The sequence below is a fragment of the Streptomyces sp. NPDC102462 genome (assembly GCF_044765425.1).
Classification (GTDB): domain Bacteria; phylum Actinomycetota; class Actinomycetes; order Streptomycetales; family Streptomycetaceae; genus Streptomyces.
This window is the reverse complement of record NZ_JBIWKB010000039.1, coordinates 1-24142: the sequence shown is the minus strand read 5'-3', so window position 1 is coordinate 24142 and position 24142 is coordinate 1. Positions and strand designations below refer to the sequence as shown.

Sequence of the window (24142 nt, the reverse complement as noted above, 5' to 3'; positions counted from 1 at the left end):
CCGACCCCGAAGCCGAAGGAGCCTCACGGACCAGGAGGGTGACCAACCGGTGAGCAGCACGAATGACACCACCGTCCAGGCGGCCGGCTGCGTCCTGTGGCGCCGCTCCCCCGTCGACGGCCGCGTGGAGATCTGCCTCGTCCACCGGCCGAAGTACGACGACTGGTCCCACCCGAAGGGCAAGTTGAAGCGCGGCGAGGAGGCATTGGCCGGCGCCCTGCGGGAGGTGTCGGAGGAGACCGGGTACGCCGCCGCGCCCGGCGGGGAACTGCCCACCCTGCGCTATCCGGCCAACGGCCGTCCCAAACAAGTGCGTTACTGGGCGGCCGAGGCCACCGCGGGCCACTTCGCGCCCAACCACGAGGTGGACCGCATCCTGTGGCTCTCCCCCGCCGCGGCCCGCGCCCGTCTCACCCAGCCACGCGACCGGGGCCTGGTCGATGCCCTGCTCCGGCAGTGCTTCCCGGTCAGCCCGTGAGGGCCGTGCGTTCTTCGGCCACTCTCAGGATCTCGTCGATGCTCTCCAGGCTGAGCCGGTCCTCGTCGGCCGCCGACGCCGCGATGATCAGCTCGCCGCACAGTTCGATCTCGGCGAGGGCCACGTGGTCCTGAACCGCCGTACCGCCGCCCGGAGCCACGCTGCATCACCTCGTCCCTGCCGTCACCGACTTCCTAGGGTAGGCAGTGGTCTACACATCGCGCATGGCACGGACGGGCTATTCCCCGGGGTGATCCGCCGGCTGGTCCTCCGCGATCCGGCCCGCGTAGATGTCCTTCGGGCGCGGCAGTCGTACGTCCACGTCGGTGCCGAAGTCGTACAGCAGCGTCGTCGAGGCGACCGCGACGGGGGTCTTCTGCTGGCCGTTGACGAAGCTGAACCGCTGCCTGAGCTTGCGGATGCGGCCCTGGTCGTCGAGGTAGACGTCGAAGGGGACCTCGGCCGTCGCGAAGCCCTTGGCCGCCGCCGCGAGGGCCGCCCGGTTGCCCGCCGAGGCCGCCCGGGCCGCCGCGGCGAGGTCGGCGGTGCCCCGGTAGTGCCGCACCGCGGTGCCGCCCACCTCGGTCCGGCCCACATACGTCGCCGTCCGCGTGCCGCGCAGCAGCTCGGCGGCGGCGTACGGGTCGGTCGCGCCGCCCGTCACCAGGTTGCCGTCGGAGAGGGTCGCCGTGTCGACCCGGACCCACTTGTCGGCGGGCACCCCGGCACCCCGGTTCTTCATGTAGAGCGCGCCCGGGGCGAGGAGTTCGGTGATGGGCCGGTGCTCGGTGGCGCCCGTCGGGTCCTGCGGCAGCACGACCGTGAGCTGTCCGAGCTGCCTGCGGTAGTCGTAGACGCCCTTGCCGCGGATGGTGACCCGGGTGCCGCCGGTCGCCATCTCCATCGACGTGCCCGCCCGGGAGCTGCCCGCGGCGCGCAGGTCGTCGGCGGCGCGGTGCAGGGTGGTGACCGGATCGGCCGGGCCGCGCGCGTCGGCGGCGACGCCGCTGCCGGCGCACCCCGTGGCACACACGCCCACCAGCATGACCACAGCGACGACCGTGCCGCCCGCCTTCCTGTGCTGCCGCCGATCCATCGCCTGCCTACCCCCGGTACGTCCGTCACGGGCCCCCTGTCGTTCCGGTTAACGACGGGTAGGGGGCGCCGTCACGCGTGCCGGCGGGCCGGCGGGCCCACGGGCTCCCGTCGCCCGCGGACTCGGTAACGTTGTCCAAGTGGCGCAGCAGGACGGGCCGGGGCGGGCCCGCGAGGGACAGCAACACCGTACGACGACCGTTGAGCAGGGAAGCTTCTGCGTGGCCCGCTGCACCTGCGGCTGGCGCGGCCCGGCCCGCCGAGCAAGAAGCCAGGCCCGCACAGACGCAACAACCCACACAACAAGCCTCTGAGCAAGCCCGGCGAAGTCCCTGGCGGTCAGGACAGCGCCCCAAAGGGGCGCGGGGAACTGCGCGACCAGCCACGATGCAGCCGCAGACACCCGACGGCACAGCGCGGCACATCCCGTGGTTCCCAAGCGACCGGCGGCAACCGAGCCGAGGGCGCGCCCGGCAAACGGGGCGCCCGCCGGGCAGCGGCGCGGACGATCCGGCGTCAGTGGTTGGGGAGCCGTCGGCCGGTCGAAAAGGGCGCGGAAGCGTCAGGTGCGCAGCAGGCGGCCGATTGCCTTCGTCGCCTCTTCCACCTTCGCGTCGATCTCGCTGCCGCCCTTGACGGCCGCGTCGGCGACGCAGTGCCGCAGGTGCTCCTCCAGGAGCTGCAGCGCGAAGGACTGCAGGGCCTTCGTGGAGGCCGACACCTGTGTGAGTATGTCGATGCAGTAGACGTCCTCGTCGACCATCCGCTGCAGCCCGCGGATCTGCCCCTCGATGCGCCGCAGCCGCTTGAGGTGCTCGTCCTTCTGCTTGTGGTACCCGTGCGTCACATTCTCGCCGGTGCCCCCGAGCGGGCTCTCGGAGGGCGCCGTCGCGCCGGCCTCGGTGGTCGTCATCGCGTCCTCCAGACACATACCCCTAGCGGGTATATCGTAACGAACTTTGCTGGGTATAGGGCCCTTGGTACGCCCCCGTGCTGATCATTTTGTCTGATGGGCGACACTGGGGGACGGCCCCTTAGCCGTGGCCGGATGATGCGCTTAGCATCAGGCTGACCGAAACCGATGCACCCCAAGGACCCCAAGTGCGCTTTCGTCTGACCCCCAGGGAGACGAGCTTCTATGACATGTTCGCCGCGTCCGCGGACAACATCGTCACCGGCTCGAAACTCCTGATGGAACTGCTCGGGGCGGACGCACCCGCCCGGGCCGAGATCGCAGAGCGTATGAGGGCCGCCGAACACGCAGGTGACGACGCCACGCATGCGATCTTCCACCAGTTGAACTCCTCGTTCATCACGCCCTTCGACCGCGAGGACATCTACTCCCTCGCGTCGTCCCTCGACGACATCATGGACTTCATGGAGGAGGCCGTCGACCTGGTCGTCCTCTACAACGTCGAAGAGCTGCCGAAGGGCGTCGAGCAGCAGATCGAGGTGCTGGCCCGGGCGGCGGAGCTGACGGCCGAGGCGATGCCGAGCCTGCGCACCATGGACAACCTCACCGAGTACTGGATCGAGGTGAACCGCCTGGAGAACCAGGCGGACCAGATCCACAGGAAGCTCCTCGCGCACCTCTTCAACGGCAAGTACGACGCGATCGAGGTCCTGAAGCTCAAGCAGATCGTGGACGTGCTGGAAGAGGCGGCGGACGCGTTCGAGCACGTGGCGAACACGGTGGAGACCATCGCCGTCAAGGAGTCCTGAGGCGTCGATGGACACCTTCGCCCTGGTCGTGACCGTCGCGGTCGCGCTCTTTTTCACGTACACGAACGGATTCCACGACTCCGCGAACGCGATCGCCACCTCGGTGTCGACGCGCGCGCTGACCCCGCGGGCCGCGCTGGCGATGGCGGCCGTGATGAACCTCGCCGGCGCCTTCATGGGCAGCGGGGTCGCCAAGACCGTCAGCGAGGGCCTGATCCAGACGCCCGAGGGCTCGCAAGGGATGGGCATCCTGTTCGCGGGGCTGCTCGGCGCCATCGCCTGGAACCTGGTCACCTGGTACTTCGGCCTGCCGTCCTCGTCCTCGCACGCCCTGTTCGGCGGCCTGGTGGGGGCGGCGCTCGCGGGCGGCACCACGGTGTTCTGGAGCGGCGTGGTCGACAAGGTCATCATCCCGATGTTCGTGTCGCCGGTGGTCGGCCTGATCGTCGGCTACCTGGTGATGACGGCCATCATGTGGATCTTCCGGCGGGCCAACCCGCACAAGGCCAAGCGGGGCTTCCGCATAGCCCAGACCGTGTCTGCGGCCGGCATGGCCCTCGGACACGGCCTCCAGGACGCCCAGAAGACCATGGGCGTGGTGGTGATGGCACTGGTGATTTCCGGCCATGAGACCTACGGCGACCCGATCCCGGTGTGGGTCAAGATCGTGTGCGCCGTGATGCTGTCGCTCGGCACCTACGCGGGTGGCTGGCGCATCATGCGCACCCTCGGCCGCAAGATCATCGAGTTGGATCCGCCGCAGGGCTTCGCGGCCGAGACCACCGGCGCGGCCATCATGTTCACCACGGCGTTCCTGTTCAAGGCGCCGATCTCCACGACCCACGTCATCACCTCGGCCATCATGGGCGTCGGCGCGACCAAGCGTGTCAACGCGGTCCGCTGGGGCGTGGCGAAGAACATCGTCCTCGGCTGGTTCATCACGATGCCGGCGGCGGCCCTGGTCGCGGCGGCCGTGTTCGGCGTCCTGGACCTGGCGTTCCTGTAGCCGACGCAAACGACGAGCGGGCCCGCCCCCGGGAGCCAGGGGCGGGCCCTTCTCGTCCTCGCGGTGGCACCGCCATGCAGCACCGCGAGGGGTTCTTGCGGCGTCGGGTCTAGCCGAAGCGCCCGGAGATGTAGTCCTCCGTCGCCTGCACCGACGGGTTGGAGAAGATGCGCTCGGTGTCGTCGATCTCGATCAGCTTGCCGGGCTGCCCGACCGCCGAGAGGTTGAAGAACGCCGTACGGTCGGAGACCCGGGCCGCCTGCTGCATGTTGTGCGTCACGATGACGATCGTGAAGCGGTCCTTCAGCTCGCCGATCAGGTCCTCGATCGCGAGGGTCGAGATGGGGTCGAGGGCCGAGCAGGGCTCGTCCATGAGCAGCACCTTCGGCTCCACCGCGATGGCGCGGGCGATGCACAGACGCTGCTGCTGACCGCCGGAGAGACCGGACCCGGGCTTGTTCAGGCGGTCCTTCACCTCGTTCCAGAGGTTCGCGCCGCGGAGCGACTTCTCGACGACGTCCTCCAGCTCGTTCTTCTTGTACGAGCCGTTCAGCCGCAGGCCCGCCGCGACGTTCTCGAAGACGGACATCGTGGGGAACGGGTTGGGGCGCTGGAAGACCATGCCGACCTCGCGCCGCACGGCCACCGGGTCGACCCCGGCGCCGTACAGGTTCTCGTCGTCGAGCATGACCTTGCCCTCGACCCGTCCGCCGGCCGTCACCTCGTGCATCCGGTTCAGGGTGCGCAGGAAGGTGGACTTGCCGCAGCCGGACGGGCCGATGAAGGCCGTGACGGTACGGGGCTCGATCGTCATCGAGATGTCCTCGATGGCCCGGAAGGAGCCGTAATAGGCGCTGAGGCCGCTGACGTCAATTCGCTTGGCCATGTAAATCACTGCTTCTTTCGAGGGGGGAGTCTGGTCGCTGTGTGGCCGCCTCAGCGACCGGACTTCGGGGCCTTCCAGCGGGCGATGCCGCGGGCCACGAGGTTGAGGATCATCACGAAGGCGATCAGGGTGAGCGAGGCCGCCCAGGCCCGGTCGTACGCCGCGTTCGCGCCGGCGCTCTGCGCGTACTGCTGGTAGATGTACAGCGGCAGCGACTGCTGCGCACCCTCGAACGGGTTGTTGTTGATGTACCGGTTGCCGAACACCAGCAGCAGCACGGGCGCGGTCTCACCGGCGATACGGGCGATCGCCAGCATGACGCCGGTCGTGATGCCGCCGATCGAGGTCGGCAGGACCACCTTCAGGATGGTGCGCCACTTCGGGACGCCGAGCGCCAGGGACGCCTCGCGCAGCTCGTTCGGGACGAGCTTGAGCATCTCCTCCGTGGAGCGCACGACCACCGGCATCATCAGGATGGCGAGGGCCAGCGAACCGGCGAAGCCGAACGGCTCCATCTCGAAGATCAGCATGAGGCTGAGGATGAACAGACCGGCGACGATCGACGGGACACCGGTCATCACGTCCACGAAGAAGGTGACGGCCCGGGAGAGCTTGCCGCGGCCGTACTCGACCAGGTAGACCGCGGTGAGGATGCCGATCGGCGCGGCGATGATCGTGGCGAGGCCGACCTGCTCCAGGCTGCCGATGATGGCGTGGTAGACGCCGCCGCCCGGCTGGGCGTCGGCGACGATGCCCATCGAGTGGGTCAGGAAGTAGATGTCGAGGACCTTCACACCGCGCGAGACGGTCGTCCACACCAGGGAGACCAGCGGCACGACGGCGAGCAGGAAGGCGACCCAGACCAGGCCGGTCGCGATGCGGTCCTTGGCCTGGCGGCGGCCCTCGACGCGGGCGGCGATGCCGTAGGTGGCGACAAGGAAGATCAGCCCGGACAGCAGGCCCCACTGGATCTTGCTGTCGAAGCCGGCGGCCAGGCTGATGCCGATGGCCACGGCCACCGAGCCGGCGGCGATCGCCCACGGCGACCACTTCGGCAGGCTGGCGCCGCGCAGGGCGCTGGGGCGCTTGTCGGCGATGGCGGCGTTGCTCATGCGTTGGCCCCCGAGTACTCCGCACGGCGCGCGATGATCATGCGGGCCGCGCCGTTGACCAGCAGGGTGATGACGAACAGGACCAGACCGGAGGCGATCAGCGCGTCACGGCCGAATTCGTCCGCCTCGCCGAACTTGCTGGCGATGTTCTGGGCGAAGGTGCCGCCGCCCGTGTTGAGCAGGCTGGCGTGGATGAGGAAGTCCGGGGAGAGCACGGTCGCGACGGCCATCGTCTCGCCGAGCGCGCGGCCGAGGCCCAGCATCGAGGCGGAGATCACACCGGAGCGGCCGAAGGGCAGGACGGCCATCCGGATGACCTCCCAGCGCGTGGCGCCGAGGGCCAGGGCCGCCTCCTCGTGCATCTGCGGGACCTGGCGGAAGACCTCGCGGCTCACGTTGGTGATGACCGGCAGGATCATGATCGCGAGCAGGATGCCGACGGTGAGCATCGAGCGCGGGGCGCCCTCGTCCCAGGAGAAGATGCCGGTCCAGCCGAGGTAGTCGTTCAGCCAGCCGAACAGGCCGTTCAGATGCGGTACGAGGATCAGCGCGCCCCACAGGCCGTAGACGATGGAGGGCACGGCGGCGAGCAGGTCGATCACATAGGCGATCGGGCCGCTCAGCCGGCGCGGTGCGTAGTGGGTGAGGAACAGCGCGATGGCGACCGCGATCGGGACCGCGATGACCATGGCGATGACCGAGGAGATCACCGTGCCGTAGGCCAGGACGGCGATGCCGAAGGTGGGCGGCTGGATGCCGGTGTTCCACTCGAAGGTGGTCAGGAAGTTGCCGTGGTCCTTGCTGATGGCGAGGGCCGCCCGATAGGTGAGGAAGACCGCGATCGCGGCCATGATCACCAACAGCAGGATGCCCGACCCACGGGAGAGGCCGAGGAAGATCCGGTCTCCGGGCCGGGTGGCGCCACGGGCGGAACGCTTCTGCTCGGCCTCGGTCGGCTGTGGGGTGGGGGGAGGGGCGTCTGTTGTGTTGTGTGTCGTTATGTCCATCTGGTTCTCCGGTCTGCGGAGCCGCATGGGAGGTACGGCTCTGCGAAGCCGTGCGCCTCGCACGGCTCATGGCGGCGGTGCACCGGACGGTGCGGTCCGGTCCCGGGTCAGACCCGGGACCGGACCGCACTCTCAGTTCAGCTCAGGCCCGAGATGGTGGTGCGGACCTTGGAGATGATGTCGGCGGGGATGGGGGCGTAGCCGAGGTCGGCGAGCTTGCCCTGGCCGTCCTCGGAGGCGATGTAGTTGAGGAACGCCTTGGTGGCGGGCAGGGTGTCCGCCTTGTTGCCCTTGTCGCAGACGATCTCGTAGGTGACGAGGGTGATCGGGTAGGCGCCCTCGGCCTTGGTCGCGTAGTTCAGTTCGAGCGCCAGGTCCTGGCCCGTGCCCACGACCTTGGCGTCGGCGATCGCCTTGGAGGCGGCGTCGCTGCTCGGGGCGACCGGCGCGCTGGCACCCGTGTCGATGCTGACGGCCTTCATGCCGTCGGCGACGTAGGACAGCTCGAAGTAGCCGATGGCGCCGTTGGTCTGCTTGACACCGGCGGCCACACCCGAGGACTGGGCGGCGGCCTGGCCACCCTTGGCCTGCCAGGCCTTGCCGCCCTCGTACTTCCAGTTCTCCGGGGTGGCGGCCTTCAGGTACTTGGTGAAGTTGTCCGTGGTGCCGGACTCGTCCGAGCGGTGGTACGCCTGGATCTTGAGGTCGGGAAGCTTCGCGTCGGGGTTCAGCTTCTTGATGGCCTCGTCGTTCCAGTTCTTGATCTTGCCGTCGAAGATCTTGGCGAGGGTCGGGGCGTCCAGGACCAGGCTGTCCACGCCCTCCAGGTTGTAGCCGACCGCGATCGGACCGCCGACCATCGGGAGGTCGACGCCCTGGCCGCCCTTGCAGACCTGCTTGGAGGCCGTGATCTCCTCGGGCTTCAGCGCCGAGTCGGAACCGGCGAAGGCCAGCTGCCCCTGGTTGAAGGAGGTGACACCGGCACCGGAGCCGCCGGCCTTGTAGTTGATCTGCACGCCGCAGGCCTTGGAGAACTCGGCCACCCAGGCGTCGATCGCGTTCTTCTGCGCGGAGGAGCCGTCCGACAGCAGCTGGCCCTTGGCGTCGTCGCACTTGATGGAGCTGGTGCCGGCCGACGAGGAAGAGGAGGAGGAGTCGCTGGCCTTGTCGCCGGTGTCGTCCGAGCCGCACGCCGTGAGGGCCAGGGCTCCGGAGACGGCGACAGCACCGAGGGAAAGGGCGCGCAGCCGGTTCTTGCGCTGAAGCTTCACTTTCGGGAGTTCCTTCCAAGGAGCCGCCACCGTCGGCGGCGCGCGTAGTCGTCGTGGTGCGGACTGTGCTCTCTTGCCGCACACCGCACCGGGTACGGCCGAAATTAGGCAGAACAGGTGAAGCCGCCGATGGCCAACGGTGAACGGAGGGTGAACCCCTGCCGTCAGCCCGGTTAGGTCACGGAATGCTTACAGGGAGAGCACGTCGAGGTCCCGACGACCGCACGCGCAAAGGCGGTCCACGCAGCCCACTTGACGGCGCGAGTAACGTGCACACAGCACACATATTCGACGGCCGTGGAACCCACCGAGCCGACACCCCGTCTCGATCCACGAAAGCCGACGAAGGGCACGGCATGGAACGGCGTTCGTTCATCTCACACGGCGCGGCGGCACTCGCAACGGCCGCCGTCGCCGCGGGCTGCTCCACCGGCGGTGGTCGCTCCGCCGGCGCTTCGACGAGCGCGTCCGGCGCGCCCCTCGGCTCCACAGCCTCCCGCACCCCCCTGAAGACCACCAGCGCGACGGCCGCCGCCGACTGGCGCGCCCTCGCCCGCGACCTCGACGGGCAGCTGGTCCGCCCCGGCGACGCGGCCTGGGACACCGCCCGGCTCCTCTACAACACCCGCTTCGACGGCCTGAAGCCCGCTGCGGTGGCCTACGTCGCCCACCCCGACGACATCCGGACCACCCTGGCGTACGCCGGAGCGCACGGCCTGCACGTGGCGATACGCAACGGCGGCCACTCCTACGCGGGCTGGTCGTCCGGTAACGGCCGCCTCGTCATCGACGTCTCACGGCTGAACCGGATCCGGGTCAGCGGCGGAGCGGCCGTCGTCGGCGCCGGCGCCAAACTGATCGACGTCTACCGCGCGCTGACCGCCAAGGGCGCGACGATACCGGCGGGTTCCTGCCCCACGGTCGGCGTCTCCGGTCTCGTCCTCGGCGGCGGCCACGGAGTCGTCTCCCGCGCCTACGGCCTGACCTGCGACAGCCTGACCGGGGCCACCCTGATCACCGCCGACGGCAAGCAACTGACCGCCGACGCACGGACCAACCAGGACCTGTTCTGGGCCCTGCGCGGCGCCGGCAACGGCAACTTCGGCGTCGTCACCGAACTGCGCTTCGCCACCCACCCCGCGCCGCAGGCCGTGGCCGGATATCTGACCTGGCCGTGGGCCAGAGCGGCTGCCGTGATCAGGGCCTGGCAGGAATGGGGCCCCGACCAGCCCGACGAGATCTGGTCGGCCCTGCACCTGGAGCGCACGGCCGGCGCCGCCCCCACCGTGTCCCTGTCCGTCTTCTCCCTCGGCACCTACGGCGAACTCCAGAACGCGGTGGACCGCCTGGCCGCCACGGTGGGCGCGAGCGCGTCGAGCGTGTCCCTGCGCCGCCGCGGCTACGCGGAGGCGATGGAGGTCTACGCGGGCTGCTCGTCCTTCGCCGCCGCGGCCCAGTGCCATCTGCCCGGCTCCACCCCGGGCCGCTCCCCGCAGGGCGCCCTGGGCCGCGAAACGTACGCCGCCCGCTCCGACTTCTTCGACCGGTCGCTGTCCGCGGCCGGCGTCCAGACGCTCCTGAACCAGATCCAGGCCGCCCGCGGCGGCTCGGGCAGCATCGCGCTGACCGCACTCGGCGGCGCGGTCAACCGCGTCTCCCCCACCGCGACGGCCTTCGTGCACCGCCGCTCCCGGATGCTGGCCCAGTACATCGCGTCCTGGCGGGCCGGCACACCGGGGACCACCGCACAGTCCTGGCTGACCGAGGCGCACGGCGCGATGAAGCCGTACGCCTCCGGCGCGGCCTACCAGAACTACACGGACCCGACCCTGACGAACTGGCGCACGGCGTACTACGGCGACGCCGCACCCCGCCTGACCCGGCTGAAGAACCAGTACGACCCGAACCACGTCTTCACCTACCCGCAGTCCCTGTGACCTGCCGTCCGGCCTCGGCTCCGACCGCGGTGGTGGTCACGGTGACGGCGGCACACCTCGCCGAAGGCGCCCACGGTCTGCTCACCGATGCCCGGGCCCCGGCCGGGCGGCACGCCGGTGTCGCCGGGCGCCGGTTCGGCCCCGGCGGGCTCTTCCATGCCGCGCGGCGCGCGCCACGCCGGGATTCAGGACGAACAACGCAACGGTCGTCGGCGGACCTGGTCTCGGCAGCCGTCGAGTCGCGAGCCCGGACGGCGGCGCCCGCCGGACCACTTGCGGCCCGCGACGAACCGGTCCTGGGGCGGCTCAGACCACTTGCGACGCACGCCGGACCTTGCGGGTCGCGACGAACCGCCTGGGCGGGTCAGGCCGCTTGCGGGGCCGCGGCGGGCGCTCCCTGGGCGGCGGGTCAGGCCGCTTGCGGGGCGTGCCCGGGTTGCCTTCGGGTTGGGGCGTCGGCGGGCCGTCAGGCCGCCAGGTCGCGTTCCTCGGAAGGGGTCGGCTTGCGGGCGCCCGGGACCCTCGCCCCGGCCCCGTCGCCCGCCGGTGTGCGGCGCCGGATCAGCCAACCGGCCCGCGGCGACCGCCCCACCGCCCGCGCCACCGGCGTGAGCAGGGCCATGGCCGGCGGCGACAGCAGCAGCACGACGGCCGTGCCGAGCGCGAACCCGCCGACGACGTCCGTCGGATAGTGCACGCCCATGTAGACCCGGCAGAACCCCTCCAGCAGCGCAAGCCCGAGCCCGGCGATCCCGAACCTCCGGTTGGCCACGAACAGCCCGACCGCGAGCGCCATGGTGATCGTCGCGTGGTCGCTCACGAACGAGTAGTCCGTCTTGCCGGAGACGAGCACCTCCAGCCCCTGATGGTCCAGGAAGGGGCGGGGCCGCTCCACGAACCCCCGTATCGGCACGTTCACCAGCACGGCGACCGCGGCCGCGAGCGGCGCCCACACCAGCGCGGCGACCGACGAGGCGGCCTCCTCCTCGCTGTCGGACCGGCGCCGCACGGACCACCAGCACCACACCACCAGCAGCACCATGGCGAGCAGCAGCCCGTACTCACCGACGAACTCCATGACCCGGTCGAACCACCGGGGCGCGTCCTTGGCGAGTCCGTTGATGTCGTAGAGCAGGTCGACGTCGGGGTTCGAGCCGGATTCGGCGAGTACAGCCATGGTGCTACGGCCCCTTCGTCGTTCTCCGGGACGCACCTCGTGTGCGTCGCCGCTGCCCACCCCCGTGGTGTGTAGATGTGCGCACTCACCGTCCGCCCGACTACGTCAACAGGAACGCACGGCCCCAGTTGATACGTTCCACGCTCCACCGAATGATCACGCAGACGTTACCGAAGAGAGATTCATCGCCGCAGCTCAGGGGGTAGGTTCACGATCCGTCACACCGCCGTGGGGAGCGCTTTCGCGCCATCTTCGGTGACCCGGGTCGCCCCGAAGTAGTCCGGGGTGTCGATCGGGTCGAACCGGATCACAGCACCCGTTCTCGGCGCGTCGATCATGTAGCCGCCGCCCACGTAGATCCCCACGTGCCGGATCGCGCGGGAATCGGTGAGGTCGTCCGAGAAGAACACCAGATCCCCGGGGAGCAGTTCGTCCCGCGGCGGGTGCGGTCCGGCGTTGTACTGGTCGTTGGCGACCCGCGGCAGCGTGATCCCGACGCTCTCGTACGCGGCCTTGGTCAGCCCCGAGCAGTCGAACCGTCCGCCCTGGTCAGCGGTGCCGTTGCCGCCCCACAGATACTCCGTGCCGAGCTTCTTCTGGGCGAACGCGATGGCTCCGGCCGCCTGCCGGCTGGGGTCGACCCGGGACACGGGCGCGGCGAAGCTCTTCTCCAGGGTGCGGATCGTCTTGACGTAGTTCTGGGTCTCACGAATGGCCGGAACCCCACCTGCCGTTATGACCCGGTACGCACCGGCGTTGTAGGCGGCGAGCATGTTGTCGCTGGTGTCCCCGGGCACGTCCTTGACGTACTTGGCCAGTTCGCAGTCGTACGACGCGGCCGACGGAATCGCGTCGTGCGGGTCCCAGATGTCGCGCTTGCCGTCGCCGTTGCCGTCGATGCCGTGCGTGGCCCAGGTGCTCGGGATGAACTGCGCGATACCGCGCGCGTCGGCCGGGCTGACCACGTTCGGATCCCAGCCGCTCTCCTGGTAGAGCTGGGCGGCGAGCAGCGCGGGGTTGATGGCCGAACACAGGTTGCCCCACTGCTGCACGAGCGACTTGTAGGCGGCGGGCACGGCGCCCTTGGCCAGCCCGACGCTGCCGGCGCCGATGCCGTTGGTCAGGTTCCCGGCGACCATGTACACCCCGACGACCAGCAGCATGACGAAGCTCAGCCCGAGCCCGGCCGCCGCCCCACCGATCACCCATACTTTCCGCACGGGTCAACACTCCCCCATAGAACGGCGGTTCATGACCATTTCCGCCAACCGTGACGCCGGGTCACAGCAAACCAGACACGGGGGCCGAACCCCCCTCCCCCACGGCATCCCCCCGAACCGCCGCCCTCAATACGCCCAGTTGGCCGCAGAGCCGCGCTTCACCGGCCGCTCACCGCGGCCCGGTACAGCTCCGCCGCCTCCGCCCCGAGGACCACGCTGTACGAGACGTCCGCCGTCGAACCGCCCTGCTCGTGCCCGCCCAGTACGCCGACGACCTCGTGGTCCCCGTTGACCCAGGGGCTGCCGCTGGTTCCGCCGGTGAAGCCGGGGCAGCCGATCCGCTGCTGGGTACGGCTGTGCGCGGACGGCTTGTCGGAGCAACGGACCGGCGTCTCACCGGAGTCGGGATACCCGGTGACCGTCACCGCGGTCGCCCCGGTCGCCGTACCCGGCGCGAACCGGTTCGCCCCCACGACGTCCTCGATCCGCTTCCCGTCCGCGTCCGCCACCACCGCGAAGGCCACGTCGCTGTCCTCGTCCTGCCCCTCGGACCATCCCTCCGGCAGGAACCGCCTGCCCACCTTCCACAGCCCGTACGGCGCCCGCCCGTCCCGGTAGCCGGGGGCGAACACCAGGTCGGACGCGTCCTCGTCCACACAGTGCGCCGCCGTCACGATGAGGTTCCGCCCCGGGCTGTGCACGACCGAGGCGGTGCAGAAGTGGCCACCGGCCAGGTCCGGTGCACGGTCGGCGCCGAACAGCGCGCCGACCCGCTCGCTCTGCCGGGTCTCCGCCGCCACCGCCGTCACTCCGAGCGGCCCCGGCCCGTTGTCGGCGGCGGACACGGACGCCGAGGTGACCGCCAGGAGCACCATGGCGCCGAACAACGCCAGCTGCGAGGTGCCGGAGGTACCCGAGATGCGTGAGATGCGCTTCATCGACCCCCACTCTGTCCCACAAAGATGAAAAACCACCCCGCCCAAACTGAGTTTTCCCTGTGAACCCGCTCCCGCCGTACGCCGTCGTCATGCCCGTACGGCACGGGCGGTCACTTCCTCAACGCCCCGGTGGACGACGGGAAGCGGACTCCGGTGAGGTCTTCCGACACCGTCCACAGGCGGCGGGCCACGGCCGGGTCGCTCGCCGCGCTCGACCGGCCCACCAGCGTCGGCGCTCCCCGCATCTCGCCGTACCCGCCGGGGCCGACGTAGCTCGCGCCGGGCAGGTCCTGGGTGGCGGCGTAGAGCGTGGGCAGGGCGCCCGCCCGGTCGTCCTGGGCGAAGAACCTGTTGCCGATCGCCAGGAACAGATGGACTAGCCGGTTCCCGGTGTGGCTCTGCAGATTCGTGGCCGCGTAGCCGGGGTGGGCGGCGACGGCGCGTACGGCGGAGCCTGACTCCGTGAGGCGGCGCTGGAGCTCCAGGGTGAACAGCAGGTTCGCCAGCTTGGACTGGGCGTAGGCGCCGCGCGGGGTGTAGTCGCGGGTCAGGTTCAGGTCCTCGAAGCGGATCCGCGCGTCGCCCCACCGGTGGGCGCCCGAGGACACGGTGACCACCCGGTCGGTCACATACGGCAGCAGCAGGTTCGTCAGCGCGAAGTGGCCCAGGTGGTTCGTGCCGAACTGCATCTCGAAGCCGTCCTTGGTCTGCTGCCGGGGCAGCATCATCACGCCGGCGTTGTTGATCAGCAGATCGATCGGGTCCCGCCACGCCTCGCCGAACTCGCGCACCGAGACGAGATCGGCCAGGTCCAGCCGGCGCACCTCGGTGCTGCCGGTCACCCGCGCGGCGGCGGCCCGGCCGCGCTCCACGGAACGGACGGCGAACACCACGTGCGCGCCGGCGCGCGCCAGCGCGTCCGCGGCCGTGAAGCCGATGCCGCTGTTGGCGCCGGTGACGAGGGCCCGGCGGCCGGTGAGGTCGGGGAGGCGGGTCGCGTCCCATGCGGTCGTGTCAGTCGTCGTAGCCATGCCCCAAAAGTAGGCGACGCCAACAATGATGTCAACGACAACAATGCTGCCGACGCCAACAAAGAAGGCACCGTCAACATGAGGTTAGGATGATGTGCATGCCCACGACCCGCCCTTATCACCACGGAGACCTGCGCGCCACGCTGCTGACCAGCGCCGAGCGCACCCTTCGGGAGAAAGGGGCCGGCGCGCTGTCCCTGCGCGAACTGGCCCGCGAGGCAGGCGTCAGCCATGCCGCCCCGGGCCGGCACTTCAAGGACAAGCAGGCCCTGCTGGACGCCCTCGCCCTCGACGGCTACGAGCGGCTGACACAGGCTCTTGAGGCCGCCGACCGCCCCGGGCTGCCCCTCGAACCGCGGATGACCGAACTGGGCCGCGCCTACCTCGGGTTCGCCATCGACAACCCCGAGCTGCTGGAGCTGATGTTCGCCCGCAAGCACCGCCCCGACAGCTCCGCACCGCTCGCCGCCGCCGTCGAACGGTCCCTCGGCTCCCTCACCCAGCTGGTCGCCGAGGCCCAGCAGCGGGGCGAGATCATCCAGGGCGACCCCGAGCGGCTCAACATGGTCGCCGCCGCCAGCCTGCACGGCATCGCCGCCCTCGTCGCCAGCGGCACCCTGGAGGCGGAGGCCGCCCTCGCCGGCATCGAAGAGTCCATCCACCACATCCTGTACGGCCTGCGCCCACGCTGACCCCACAGGCCCGCCAACCCCCGCCCCTTCCCCACGAGTTACCGATCCGCGCCGGCGCACCGGCACCGGCGGCCCCGGGCGCACCGCCGCGCACGCCTGCGGCGCGCCCGCCCGTCTCCCCGCCCGTGAGACCATCGTCACGGCGTTTCACCCGACCAGCCGTCAGAAACCGTGCCAGGTCGTGAAGAAGGTCAACGAGCACACCACACGACGGGTTCCGCTCAGGCCTCATTGCCCGGCGTGACCTGCCGTGATACACAGAGTGACCGTACGTGGTATTCGTACGGAACCCGCCAACCAATGACGTCAAGTCGACATGCGACGGCGTCATTGTCAGCGAGAATGAGGTCTGACCTCTGCACACCGCAGGGGATAGCGGAACTACCCACCAGGGGCGGTGACTTACATGCTCTTTGCGGCCGACAAGGGAGACATCAACACCATCATCGGCGGGATCGCTCCGGACTGGGGGCCCTTCGGAAGCCTGGGCAACGAAGCGAAGGTGATGATCGAGGTGGTGATGGCCGTGGCCATCCTGCTCTGCCTCGGCATCGCCATCTGGGGCGCCGCCAAGCAGCGCATCGGCGCGACGGCCCTCCGCGACACCTTCAGCGCCGAACAGGGCAAGGGCCTCATCATCGCCGGTCTGACCGGAGTCTTCATCATCGGCTCACTCGGCACGCTGTTCACCATCGTGTACGGCATGGCCGTCTGACCCGACCGCCCCCGGTCACCTCTCTGTCCGCTCCGGGCGCGCCCGGTACCCCTACCCCCACCCGCCCGTCGTGCCCACCGGCTGAGGTTGCGTTTCCCTGATGTCGACTCACCACACCGCGCCCGCGCGGGAACCAGCACGGCTACCGTCGTATACCTACGCGGTCCGGCACCGAGTGTTCCTGTACGACGTCGAGGGAGCGTACGCGGCATGAGTCTCGGAGACGAGAACGGAACCTCCGGCGGTTACCCCGACACGGGTCAGACCCGCACCCGGCTCCCCGAAGGCGACCCCTACGGCGGGGCCCGCCGGGGCGGCCGCACGTCCTCACGCAGCCTCGTCACGGTCGTCGGCGTCGTCGTCCTCCTGATCGCCGCGATCGCCTTCGCGAACCGTGGCGGCAGCGACGACTCCCCGGCCCGCGGCTCCAGCGACAAACCGGCCACCTCCGCCACCGCACCGAGCGGCGACACCCCGGTCCGCACCACAACAGCCGGAATCCCCACCGGCTACCCCCACACCCCCCAAGGCGCCCAAAGCGCAGCAGCCAACTACGCGGTAGCCCTGGGCTCAGCAGAAATGTTCAACAAGGCCCGACGACACGAAATCGTCAACACGGTCTACGCCCCCGACATCGCAGCCGCCAGACAGGCCGCCCTGGACAGCGCCTACTCCAACGAGTCGTTCCTGTCCAACATCGGTCTCACCAAGGACGGCAGCGCCCCGCACGGCCAGACCTTCGTCTCCCGGATCATTCCCGTGGGCACCAAGGTCACGTCGTCCGGCACCGACAACACCACCGTAGAAGTCTGGTACACGTCGCTCTTCGGGCTGTCCGGCGATGCCTCGACCAACCCGGTGTCCGAGAGCTGGTACACCACCACCTACAAGCTGCGGTGGGTCGGCAACGACTGGAAAGTCACCGACTTCCAGCAGAAGGACGGCCCGGTCCCGGTCGGCCGCGACCAGAAGGCGTCCACCGCCGACGACATGACCAAGGCCGTCGAGGAGTACGGAGGGCTCACGTATGCGCGCTAACCACCGCACCCTCAAGGTCACGGCCGTTCTCGGAGCCGTACAGACCACCACGGTGCTGCTCGCGACCCGAGCGGTCGCCGCCCCCACCCCCGAACCGAGCACGGACAACTCCTGCGACCTGATCCGCGGTCCCGCCAAGCGGTACTGCGAGCAAGGCAGTAACTCCGGGGGAGAGTCTCGGAAGAGTCTTACCTCTACCCTTGATCCGCTCAGTTCTCTCGCCAAGGGCTGCGCCGACGCCGCGTCATGGACCATCCGCAAGCTCAGCGACGCGGTACAGGAAACGGCGAACGTCGACTTCACGAACACCAAGTTCCTCCAGCAGTACGCGGTCGTCTTCGCCGCGTCCACCATCCTCACCCTCCTCCTGTGGCTCCTCGCCGTCGCCAAGCGCGCGGTCCGCGGCGTCCCCCTCACCACCGCCCTGTCCGAAGCCATCGGCTTCCTCTGGCTCACCGTGCTGGCCTCCGCCTTCACCCCCCTGATCCTGTACACCGTGGTGTCCGCCGCCGACGGCGTCACGGACGTCCTCGCGAAGACCACCGGCGACCAGACCGACACCTTCTTCGGCACCTTCGCCGGCGCCCTGGACAAGGGCACGGACATCGGCGGCGGCCCGATCATGCTGATCGTCGTCTCGCTCGTCTCCATCCTCGCCGCCGGCATCCTCTGGCTGGAGCTGGTCATCCGCGCCGCCCTGCTCTACGTCGGCGCCCTCCTCGGCACCGTCGTCTACGCCGGCCTGGTCGACAAGAACCTGTGGAGCCACGTACGCCGCTGGGCCGGCATCATGATCGCGGTCATCCTCGTCAAACCGGTCATCGTCATCGTGCTCGGCCTGGCCGGCGCCCTGTCCTCGGACAACGGCCCCGACGCGTTCTCCGCCGTCGTCTCCGGACTCGCCATCATCCTGCTCGCCATCTTCGCCAGCGCGATGATCTACCGCTTCGTCCCCGGCTTCGGCGACGAGATCGCCACCGGCCGCAACAACCGCATCATGCAGGGCGCCGAGGGCAAGGCGGCCGCGGTCATCAGCTCCCCGGCGACCCTGGTCGCCCAGGGCATCAAGACGCACAGCGCCCGTGCCGACAACAACGGAGGCGGCCAACCGTCCGCCGCTGCCGCCCGCCCGGCCAACCCGGCCTCCGGCGGAGTCGCCGCGCACAGCACACGCACCCCGGGCGGCGGCGGATCTGTCCCCTCCGCCGCACCCCCACCGCGCCAGCCCAGCCCGGCCAAGACACCGCACGCCGGCAACACCCGCAACAGCAGCAGCAACCGCTCGGGAGGTGAAGGGCGTTGACGACCGAGTCCCACCTGTCCCATCCGGTCACGCCCCGCCGTACGTATCTCATCGGCCGCGCCCGGCCGAACGCGGTCATCGGCCGCAACCGTGAGACCGGCGAGATCGCGCTCATCATCGGCGGCGCCTTCCTGGGCATGATGTGCGGACTCCTCGTCCCCGTCCTGTCCCTGCGGATCGCGCTGCTGATGGGCTTCCCCCTGCTCGCGCTCGCCGCGGTGTACGTGCCGTACAAGCGCCGCACGTTCTACAAGTGGTTCGAGATCAACCGCAGTTTCAAGCGCACCCTGCGCCAGGGCACCGTCTACCGGTCCGGCGCCATGGAGGCGGGCACCCGCCTCGACGGCCGCGAGGTGGAGGTCGGCCCGCCCCCCGGCATCGGACGGATCAGCTGGCTCGCCGCACCCTTCGGGCCCGACGAGATCGCCGTGCTGCTGCACGCCGACCGTAAGACCGTCACCGCCGCCATCGAGATCGAGGGCCCCGGCGTCGGACTGCGCGACTCCGAGGACCAGGAGGCCCTTGTCGACCGGTTCGGCACGCTGCTCAAGCACGTGGCCAACGGCGACGGCTTCGTCACCCGGCTGCAGATGCTGGCCCGCACCCTGCCCGCCGACCCCGACGCGCACGCCAAGGACATCGCCCAGCGCGGCGACGAGAAGGCACCGCAGTGGCTGGCCCGGTCGTACGAACAGCTGCAGTCCATGGTGTCCACCAGCAGCGAACAGCACCGCGCCTATCTCGTCGCCTGCATGCACTACTCCCGCGAACTGGCCGCCGAGGCACACGCCATGGCCCGCGCGGCCCGCCCCCAGGCCGGCCGCAGGCTGGACCGGGACTCCGGACTCGCCGTCGTCATGGCCCGCGAGCTGACCGACATCTGCTCCCGGCTCCAGGAGGCCGACATCCGGGTCCGCCAGCCGCTCGGCCAGGGCCGGCTCGCCTCCCTCATCCACTCCATGTACGACCCGGACCACCCGATCGACCACATCCAGGCGATGACGAAACGGAACGCCTGGCCGGCCGAGCTGGACGCCATGGAGCCCACCTACCTCAAGGCCAAGACCCGCGAGTCCGCGACCCGGGAACCCTGGTGCCACGCCACCGCCTGGGTCAAGGAGTGGCCGATGACCCCGGTCGGCGTGAACTTCCTTGCGCCACTGCTGGTCCACACCCCGGACGTCATCCGTACCGTCGCGGTCACCATGGACCTCGAACCCACCGAGGTCGCCATCGAGCGCATGCTGACCGAGAAGACCAACGACGAGGCCGAGGCCAGCCGCGCCGCCAAGATGAACCGCACCGTCGACCCGCGCGACATCGCCGCCCACACCCGTCTCGACCAGCGCGGCGAGGACCTGGCCAGCGGCGCCGCCGGGGTCAACCTGGTCGGCTACATCACCGTCTCCGCCCGCTCCCCCGAAGCCCTCGCCCGCGACAAGCGGACCATAAGGGCCTCGGCCGGCAAGTCGTATCTGAAGCTGGAGTGGTGCGACCGCGAGCACCACCGGGCCTTCGTGAACACCCTCCCGTTCGCCACCGGAATCCGAAGGTAGGGGTTGATGCGCTGATGCGGGACCCGCTGTCCGTCGTCACGGACGCCTTCACGTCCTTCCTGTTCGGGAAGGTCGAGACGACCCGACTCCCGGTGCGCACGTCCACGGGCCAGGCCCAGGCGGTCTATCTGCCGACCGCCGCCCCGGGCCTGGGCGACTCCGGCGTCATCATCGGCCGCGAGGTGTACTCCGGCAAGGGCTACATCTACGACCCGTTCCAGCTGTACGGGCAGCAGCTCCCCGCACCGCACTGGCTGGTCCTCGGCGAGTCGGGCAACGGCAAGTCGGCGCTGGAGAAGACCTACGTCCTGCGTCAGCTGCGCTTCCGCGACCGCCAGGTCGTCGTCCTGGACGCGCAGGGCGAGGACGGGGTCGGCGAATGGAACCTCATCGCGCAGGAGCTGGGGATAACGCCGATCCGGCTGGACCCGATGGCGGCCCTGGACCACGGCATCCGGCTCAACCCGCTCGACCCGTCGATCACCACGACCGGCCAGCTCGCCCTGCTGCGCACCATCATCGAGGTCGCGATGGGGCACGGCCTGGACGAACGGTCCGGCTTCGCGCTCAAGGTCGCCCACGCGTACGTCAACGAGACGATCGTCGAGCGCCAGCCGGTGCTCTCCGACATCGTGGAGCAACTGCGCCACCCGGAACCCGAGTCGGCGGAGGCGATGAACGTCGCCATAGACGACGTACGGGCCTGGGGCCTGGACGTGGCCCTGGTCATCGACCGGCTCGTCGACGGCGACCTGCGCGGCATGTTCGACGGGCCCACGACGGTCGGCATCGACCTGGACGCCCCGCTGATCGTCTTCGACCTGTCCCACATCGACCGCAACTCCATCGCCATGCCGATCCTGATGGCGATCGTCGGCGTGTGGCTGGAGCACACCTGGATCCGCCCCGACCGCAAGAAACGCATCTTCCTGGTCGAGGAGGCGTGGCACATCATCAACAGCCCCTTCGTGGCGCAGCTGTTCCAGCGGCTGCTCAAGTTCGGGCGCCGGCTCGGCCTGTCCTTCGTCGCGGTCGTCCACCATCTGTCCGACGTCGTGGACGGCGCCGCCGCGAAGGAGGCCGCGGCCATCCTGAAGATGGCCTCGACCCGCACCATCTACGCCCAGAAGGCCGACGAGGCACGGGCGACCGGCCGGGTCCTCGGCCTGCCCCGCTGGGCCGTGGAGATCATCCCGACCCTCACCCCCGGCATCGCGGTCTGGGACGTCAACGGCAACGTCCAGGTGGTCAAGCACCTGGTGACGGAGACGGAACGCCCCCTGGTCTTCACCGACCGGGCGATGACCGAGTCGTCCAGCGACATCGCCGCCGACGACGCGCTGCACGCCGCGGAACTGGAGGCGGAGCAGCGGGCGGCGGCCTTCGTGGAACAGCACATCGCCGACCTGGACGGGTCGTCCGAGTCGACGGTGGCCTGAGATGAGAACCGAAGAGCGGGACCGCCGCCGGACAGGCCAGGGAGGCGTCCCCGACGGCCTGCTGGTGGGCTTGCTCGCGTTCCTGCTCGGCCTGACCCTGCTGGTGTGGACGGCCACGGGCCTCGCGGGCCTGTTCGCCCACGGCTCCTGGCCGTCCGGCGTCGCCTTCACCCGCACCCCGCTGGCGATGCGGCAGCTCATGGCCGAACCGCACGACATCCCCGGCGCCTGGCCGCAGACACCACCCGACCAGCTGTCGGGGTACGGACTGGTCTGGGGCCTGTTCATCGGCCAGCTGATGGTGCTGTTCGTGCTGACCGTCTTCGTGATCGGCACGGTGGCCCGCTGGCGGGCCGGCCGGGCCCGGCGCCGCCACTCCCAGCACACGACGGCCACGGCACCCGCCCCCGCCGGGCAGGAACCGGCAGCCGCCCCCGCCACGCAGGAGACGGCAGCCGAGCGGACGCCGGGGCTGCGGCCCGGACCGCACCTGGAACAGGCTCAGGAAGGGGCTCCGGAAATCGCGCCGGAACCGGCGCCCACCCGGCCCCTCGAATCCCGGCACGAGGTCCCCGTGCCCCGCAGCGAACCCCGGCCCCAGGAACCCGCCGCCGTCCTCGCGGCCGACGGCGGACGGACCGGCGGCCGGCAGACACCCCGGGCCGAAGCCGCCGTCCTGTACGCCGACCCCACCTCCCGCCAGGCCACCGCGGCACAGGCGGTACGCGACGCGGAAGGCCCGGCCCTGGTCGTCACCTCCAACCCCGCCCTGTGGGCGGAGACGAAGGACGCCCGGGCCAAACTCGGCCCCACCCACCTGTACGACCCCACCCACCGCTGCGACACCCCGGCCCGTCTGCACTGGCCGCCGACGACGGGCTGCGAGGACAAGCAGACGGCACGGCACAGAGCCGCCGCCCTGCTCGCCCCGGTCAGACCCACGGCCAAGCTGGACCAGGCCCTCGCGGACACGGCCGAGACGCTGCTCCGCAGCTATCTGCACGCGGCCGCCGTCGACGGCCGCACCATCCGCCATGTCCACCGCTGGACCCAGGGCACCCAGGTCCAGGACGCGGTACGCACCCTGCGCACCAACCCCAAGGCGGCCCCCGGCGCGGCCGGCGAACTCGAAGCCGCCCTCACCGCGCACCCCGAACGCCGCGACATGGCACAGGAGTTGACCAGCCGGGCACTCGCCGCGCTCTCCACGGTCAACATCCGCGAGGCGTGCAGCCCGAACCGAAGTGATGCACTCGCCTTGGATTCCTTTGTCTCCGAAGGGGGCACCCTTTATGTGGTCGGTGAATCCATCGAGGACCCCAGGACCAACCCCGGCGCGATGCCCCTCCTGACGGCCCTCGTCTCCAGCGTGGTCGAGCGCGGCCGGCGCATGGCCGAACGGTCATCCTCCGGTCGGCTCGACCCACCACTGACCCTCGTCCTCGACGACGTCGCGGCCGTGGCCCCACTCCCCCAGCTCCCGGAGCTGCTGGCCGCCGGGCCGGCCCTGGGTCTGCCGACGCTGGCCCTTCTGCGCTCCCGCGAACAGGGCCGCACCCGCTGGCCCCACCAGGAACTGCCCGTCTAAGCAGGACCAGTGAAGTCCGCTCCGGTTCGACAGCGCACCGAAGGGGCGCGGGGCCGTATCGAAATGCGGCGCCGCCGCGATGGGGGTCCCCCCTGTTCGAGCGAAGCCGAGAACTTGGGGGAGCGACCAGCCACGACGGAGCCGCAGACGACCGACGGCACAACGCGGCCCGGCCAGCGAAGCGCTTAGCGTTCGACGGCCAGTTCCAGCTCCCGGCCCCCGCCCCCGGCGAGATCCACGGTGACCCCGCTGGGTACGAAGCCCGCCTTGCGGTAAGCGCCCTGCGCCCGTCCGTTGTCCTCGTGCACGAGCAGCCGGACCCGCGAGGCCCCGCGTTCCCAGGCCCACTCCAGGCCGACGGCGAACAGCGCCTCGATCAGCCCGCGCCCGCGGTGCTCCGGCCTGATGAACACTCCCACGACATGGCCCTGCCGGCGCTCGACCGGATACCCGGCCCAGTCCTTGGTTCCGGCCTCCTCCATCAGCACGGTCAAGCTCCCGGCCCACACCCCGTCCGGCGCCACGGCGACGAACTGCCGCACCACGCCCGCACCGTCCGCGGACCGGGCCGCCCGCTCCTGCCAGAAGGCGTCCGGCCGGGCGACGGCATCCTCGTACGTCTCCAGGAAGGCGAGCCGTGCGACGGGGTCCCGCAGTGCGTCGAGCCGCAGCGCCTTCACGGTGGGCCACTCATCGGCCCGTATGTGCCGGAGGACGTACCGCTCTTCGATGTCTGCACTCATGCGGCCCACGGTAGTACCCCGCTACGACACCCCTCGCCCGGCCCTGAACGCAGAAAACCCCCGTACCAAAAGGCACGGGGGTTTTCCCAAAATTAGTTCGGCGGTGTCCTACTCTCCCACAGGGTCCCCCCTGCAGTACCATCGGCGCTGTAAGGCTTAGCTTCCGGGTTCGGAATGTAACCGGGCGT

General features: G+C 70.2%; 23 protein-coding genes and 1 rRNA gene. 11 read left to right on the top strand and 13 right to left on the bottom strand.

Going from position 1 to position 24142, the window contains the following annotated elements; genetic code table 11:
* The first annotated feature begins 49 nt into the window (after nt 1-49).
* Entirely contained in the window at nt 50-478 is a 429-nt protein-coding gene (locus tag ACIRFL_RS28700; RefSeq protein WP_404034012.1) for an NUDIX hydrolase, read from the top strand.
* On the opposite strand, the gene ACIRFL_RS28695 is transcribed toward ACIRFL_RS28700, so the two are convergent.
* The 3 genes from ACIRFL_RS28695 to ACIRFL_RS28685 all read right to left on the bottom strand — a co-directional run bounded on the left by ACIRFL_RS28695 (nt 468) and on the right by ACIRFL_RS28685 (nt 2486).
* A complete protein-coding gene (locus ACIRFL_RS28695; RefSeq protein ID WP_404034010.1) occupies nt 468-638 on the bottom strand; it encodes a hypothetical protein in 171 nt (56 codons plus the stop codon). The two genes, ACIRFL_RS28700 and ACIRFL_RS28695, sit on opposite strands and share 11 nt — an antisense overlap.
* Nucleotides 639-716: 78 nt before the next feature.
* The gene (locus ACIRFL_RS28690) at nt 717-1574 is read right to left on the bottom strand and encodes a hypothetical protein (protein WP_404034009.1); all 858 of its coding nucleotides are present in this window, start codon (nt 1572-1574) and stop codon (nt 717-719) included.
* Nucleotides 1575-2135: 561 nt separating this feature from the next.
* Nucleotides 2136-2486 (bottom strand): metal-sensitive transcriptional regulator, encoded by a 351-nt coding sequence (locus ACIRFL_RS28685; protein WP_404034007.1) that lies wholly within the window; start codon nt 2484-2486, stop codon nt 2136-2138.
* 188 nt (nt 2487-2674) lie between these two features.
* Here ACIRFL_RS28685 and ACIRFL_RS28680 point away from each other — a divergent pair, with 188 nt between their 5' ends.
* Nucleotides 2675-3295, top strand: coding sequence for a DUF47 family protein (locus ACIRFL_RS28680; protein WP_351734678.1), 621 nt, complete (start codon nt 2675-2677; stop codon nt 3293-3295).
* A 7-nt stretch (nt 3296-3302) separates the two neighbouring features.
* Nucleotides 3303-4301 (top strand): anion permease, encoded by a 999-nt coding sequence (locus ACIRFL_RS28675; protein ID WP_404034005.1) that lies wholly within the window; start codon nt 3303-3305, stop codon nt 4299-4301.
* A 109-nt stretch (nt 4302-4410) separates the two neighbouring features.
* On the opposite strand, the gene pstB is transcribed toward ACIRFL_RS28675, so the two are convergent.
* From pstB to pstS, 4 genes are all read right to left on the bottom strand, one after another.
* Nucleotides 4411-5187, bottom strand: coding sequence for a phosphate ABC transporter ATP-binding protein PstB (gene pstB, locus ACIRFL_RS28670; RefSeq protein WP_404034003.1), 777 nt, complete (start codon nt 5185-5187; stop codon nt 4411-4413).
* A gap of 50 nt (nt 5188-5237) precedes the next feature.
* A complete protein-coding gene (gene pstA, locus ACIRFL_RS28665; RefSeq protein ID WP_404034001.1) occupies nt 5238-6299 on the bottom strand; it encodes a phosphate ABC transporter permease PstA in 1062 nt (353 codons plus the stop codon).
* Nucleotides 6296-7306: a phosphate ABC transporter permease subunit PstC gene (gene pstC / locus ACIRFL_RS28660; RefSeq protein WP_404033999.1), complete on the bottom strand. Its 1011-nt coding sequence runs from the start codon at nt 7304-7306 to the stop codon at nt 6296-6298. The genes pstA and pstC overlap by 4 nt, the downstream gene beginning before the upstream one ends.
* A gap of 137 nt (nt 7307-7443) precedes the next feature.
* Nucleotides 7444-8577 carry a phosphate ABC transporter substrate-binding protein PstS gene (gene pstS / locus ACIRFL_RS28655; RefSeq protein WP_404033997.1) on the bottom strand — a complete coding sequence of 378 codons (1134 nt, stop codon included), beginning with the start codon at nt 8575-8577 and terminating at the stop codon, nt 7444-7446.
* Nucleotides 8578-8933: 356 nt separating this feature from the next.
* Here pstS and ACIRFL_RS28650 point away from each other — a divergent pair, with 356 nt between their 5' ends.
* The gene (locus ACIRFL_RS28650) at nt 8934-10514 is read left to right on the top strand and encodes an FAD-binding oxidoreductase (RefSeq protein WP_404033995.1); all 1581 of its coding nucleotides are present in this window, start codon (nt 8934-8936) and stop codon (nt 10512-10514) included.
* Nucleotides 10515-10980: 466 nt separating this feature from the next.
* Here the strand turns inward: ACIRFL_RS28650 and ACIRFL_RS28645 are convergent, their stop codons facing one another.
* The 4 genes from ACIRFL_RS28645 to ACIRFL_RS28630 form a co-directional block, all read right to left on the bottom strand.
* Nucleotides 10981-11691, bottom strand: a complete 711-nt coding sequence (locus tag ACIRFL_RS28645; RefSeq protein WP_404033993.1) for a phosphatase PAP2 family protein — start codon at nt 11689-11691, stop codon at nt 10981-10983.
* A gap of 218 nt (nt 11692-11909) precedes the next feature.
* On the bottom strand, nt 11910-12911 hold the full coding sequence (locus ACIRFL_RS28640; protein WP_404033991.1) for an NlpC/P60 family protein: 1002 nt from the start codon (nt 12909-12911) through the stop codon (nt 11910-11912).
* 158 nt (nt 12912-13069) lie between these two features.
* Nucleotides 13070-13849 (bottom strand): trypsin-like peptidase domain-containing protein, encoded by a 780-nt coding sequence (locus tag ACIRFL_RS28635; RefSeq protein ID WP_404033989.1) that lies wholly within the window; start codon nt 13847-13849, stop codon nt 13070-13072.
* 110 nt (nt 13850-13959) lie between these two features.
* Nucleotides 13960-14880, bottom strand: a complete 921-nt coding sequence (locus ACIRFL_RS28630) for an oxidoreductase (protein ID WP_404033987.1) — start codon at nt 14878-14880, stop codon at nt 13960-13962.
* Nucleotides 14881-14969: 89 nt separating this feature from the next.
* Here ACIRFL_RS28630 and ACIRFL_RS28625 point away from each other — a divergent pair, with 89 nt between their 5' ends.
* From ACIRFL_RS28625 to ACIRFL_RS28595, 7 genes are all read left to right on the top strand, one after another.
* On the top strand, nt 14970-15572 hold the full coding sequence (locus tag ACIRFL_RS28625) for a TetR/AcrR family transcriptional regulator (RefSeq protein ID WP_404033985.1): 603 nt from the start codon (nt 14970-14972) through the stop codon (nt 15570-15572).
* Nucleotides 15573-15978: 406 nt separating this feature from the next.
* A complete protein-coding gene (locus ACIRFL_RS28620) occupies nt 15979-16287 on the top strand; it encodes a hypothetical protein (RefSeq protein ID WP_003991275.1) in 309 nt (102 codons plus the stop codon).
* 210 nt (nt 16288-16497) lie between these two features.
* Complete coding sequence (locus tag ACIRFL_RS28615) at nt 16498-17325, top strand: hypothetical protein (RefSeq protein WP_404033983.1); 828 nt, start codon at nt 16498-16500, stop codon at nt 17323-17325.
* Nucleotides 17315-18628: a hypothetical protein gene (locus ACIRFL_RS28610; protein ID WP_404033981.1), complete on the top strand. Its 1314-nt coding sequence runs from the start codon at nt 17315-17317 to the stop codon at nt 18626-18628. The genes ACIRFL_RS28615 and ACIRFL_RS28610 overlap by 11 nt, the downstream gene beginning before the upstream one ends.
* Complete coding sequence (locus ACIRFL_RS28605) at nt 18625-20184, top strand: SCO6880 family protein (protein WP_404033979.1); 1560 nt, start codon at nt 18625-18627, stop codon at nt 20182-20184. The genes ACIRFL_RS28610 and ACIRFL_RS28605 overlap by 4 nt, the downstream gene beginning before the upstream one ends.
* A gap of 14 nt (nt 20185-20198) precedes the next feature.
* A complete protein-coding gene (locus ACIRFL_RS28600) occupies nt 20199-21623 on the top strand; it encodes an ATP-binding protein (protein WP_404033977.1) in 1425 nt (474 codons plus the stop codon).
* Between the two features lies 1 nt (nt 21624).
* Nucleotides 21625-23211 (top strand): type VI secretion protein, encoded by a 1587-nt coding sequence (locus ACIRFL_RS28595; RefSeq protein WP_404033975.1) that lies wholly within the window; start codon nt 21625-21627, stop codon nt 23209-23211.
* Between the two features lie 185 nt (nt 23212-23396).
* Here ACIRFL_RS28595 and ACIRFL_RS28590 read toward each other — a convergent pair whose 3' ends face one another.
* A complete protein-coding gene (locus ACIRFL_RS28590; protein WP_404033973.1) occupies nt 23397-23954 on the bottom strand; it encodes a GNAT family N-acetyltransferase in 558 nt (185 codons plus the stop codon).
* 95 nt (nt 23955-24049) lie between these two features.
* Nucleotides 24050-24142, bottom strand: a 5S ribosomal RNA gene (gene rrf / locus ACIRFL_RS28585); the annotation flags it as partial.

Coding starts and splice junctions, on each gene's coding strand:
- ACIRFL_RS28690 (WP_404034009.1), bottom strand. CDS start 1,574: ATGGATCGGCGGCAGCACAGGAAGGCGGGCGGCACGGTCGTCGCTGTG.
- ACIRFL_RS28685 (WP_404034007.1), bottom strand. CDS start 2,486: ATGACGACCACCGAGGCCGGCGCGACGGCGCCCTCCGAGAGCCCGCTC.
- ACIRFL_RS28675 (WP_404034005.1), top strand. CDS start 3,303: ATGGACACCTTCGCCCTGGTCGTGACCGTCGCGGTCGCGCTCTTTTTC.
- pstB (WP_404034003.1), bottom strand. CDS start 5,187: ATGGCCAAGCGAATTGACGTCAGCGGCCTCAGCGCCTATTACGGCTCC.
- pstA (WP_404034001.1), bottom strand. CDS start 6,299: ATGAGCAACGCCGCCATCGCCGACAAGCGCCCCAGCGCCCTGCGCGGC.
- pstC (WP_404033999.1), bottom strand. CDS start 7,306: ATGGACATAACGACACACAACACAACAGACGCCCCTCCCCCCACCCCA.
- ACIRFL_RS28650 (WP_404033995.1), top strand. CDS start 8,934: ATGGAACGGCGTTCGTTCATCTCACACGGCGCGGCGGCACTCGCAACG.
- ACIRFL_RS28645 (WP_404033993.1), bottom strand. CDS start 11,691: ATGGCTGTACTCGCCGAATCCGGCTCGAACCCCGACGTCGACCTGCTC.
- ACIRFL_RS28635 (WP_404033989.1), bottom strand. CDS start 13,849: ATGAAGCGCATCTCACGCATCTCGGGTACCTCCGGCACCTCGCAGCTG.
- ACIRFL_RS28630 (WP_404033987.1), bottom strand. CDS start 14,880: ATGGCTACGACGACTGACACGACCGCATGGGACGCGACCCGCCTCCCC.
- ACIRFL_RS28625 (WP_404033985.1), top strand. CDS start 14,970: ATGATGTGCATGCCCACGACCCGCCCTTATCACCACGGAGACCTGCGC.
- ACIRFL_RS28620 (WP_003991275.1), top strand. CDS start 15,979: ATGCTCTTTGCGGCCGACAAGGGAGACATCAACACCATCATCGGCGGG.
- ACIRFL_RS28615 (WP_404033983.1), top strand. CDS start 16,498: ATGAGTCTCGGAGACGAGAACGGAACCTCCGGCGGTTACCCCGACACG.
- ACIRFL_RS28610 (WP_404033981.1), top strand. CDS start 17,315: ATGCGCGCTAACCACCGCACCCTCAAGGTCACGGCCGTTCTCGGAGCC.
- ACIRFL_RS28600 (WP_404033977.1), top strand. CDS start 20,199: ATGCGGGACCCGCTGTCCGTCGTCACGGACGCCTTCACGTCCTTCCTG.
- ACIRFL_RS28595 (WP_404033975.1), top strand. CDS start 21,625: ATGAGAACCGAAGAGCGGGACCGCCGCCGGACAGGCCAGGGAGGCGTC.
- ACIRFL_RS28590 (WP_404033973.1), bottom strand. CDS start 23,954: ATGAGTGCAGACATCGAAGAGCGGTACGTCCTCCGGCACATACGGGCC.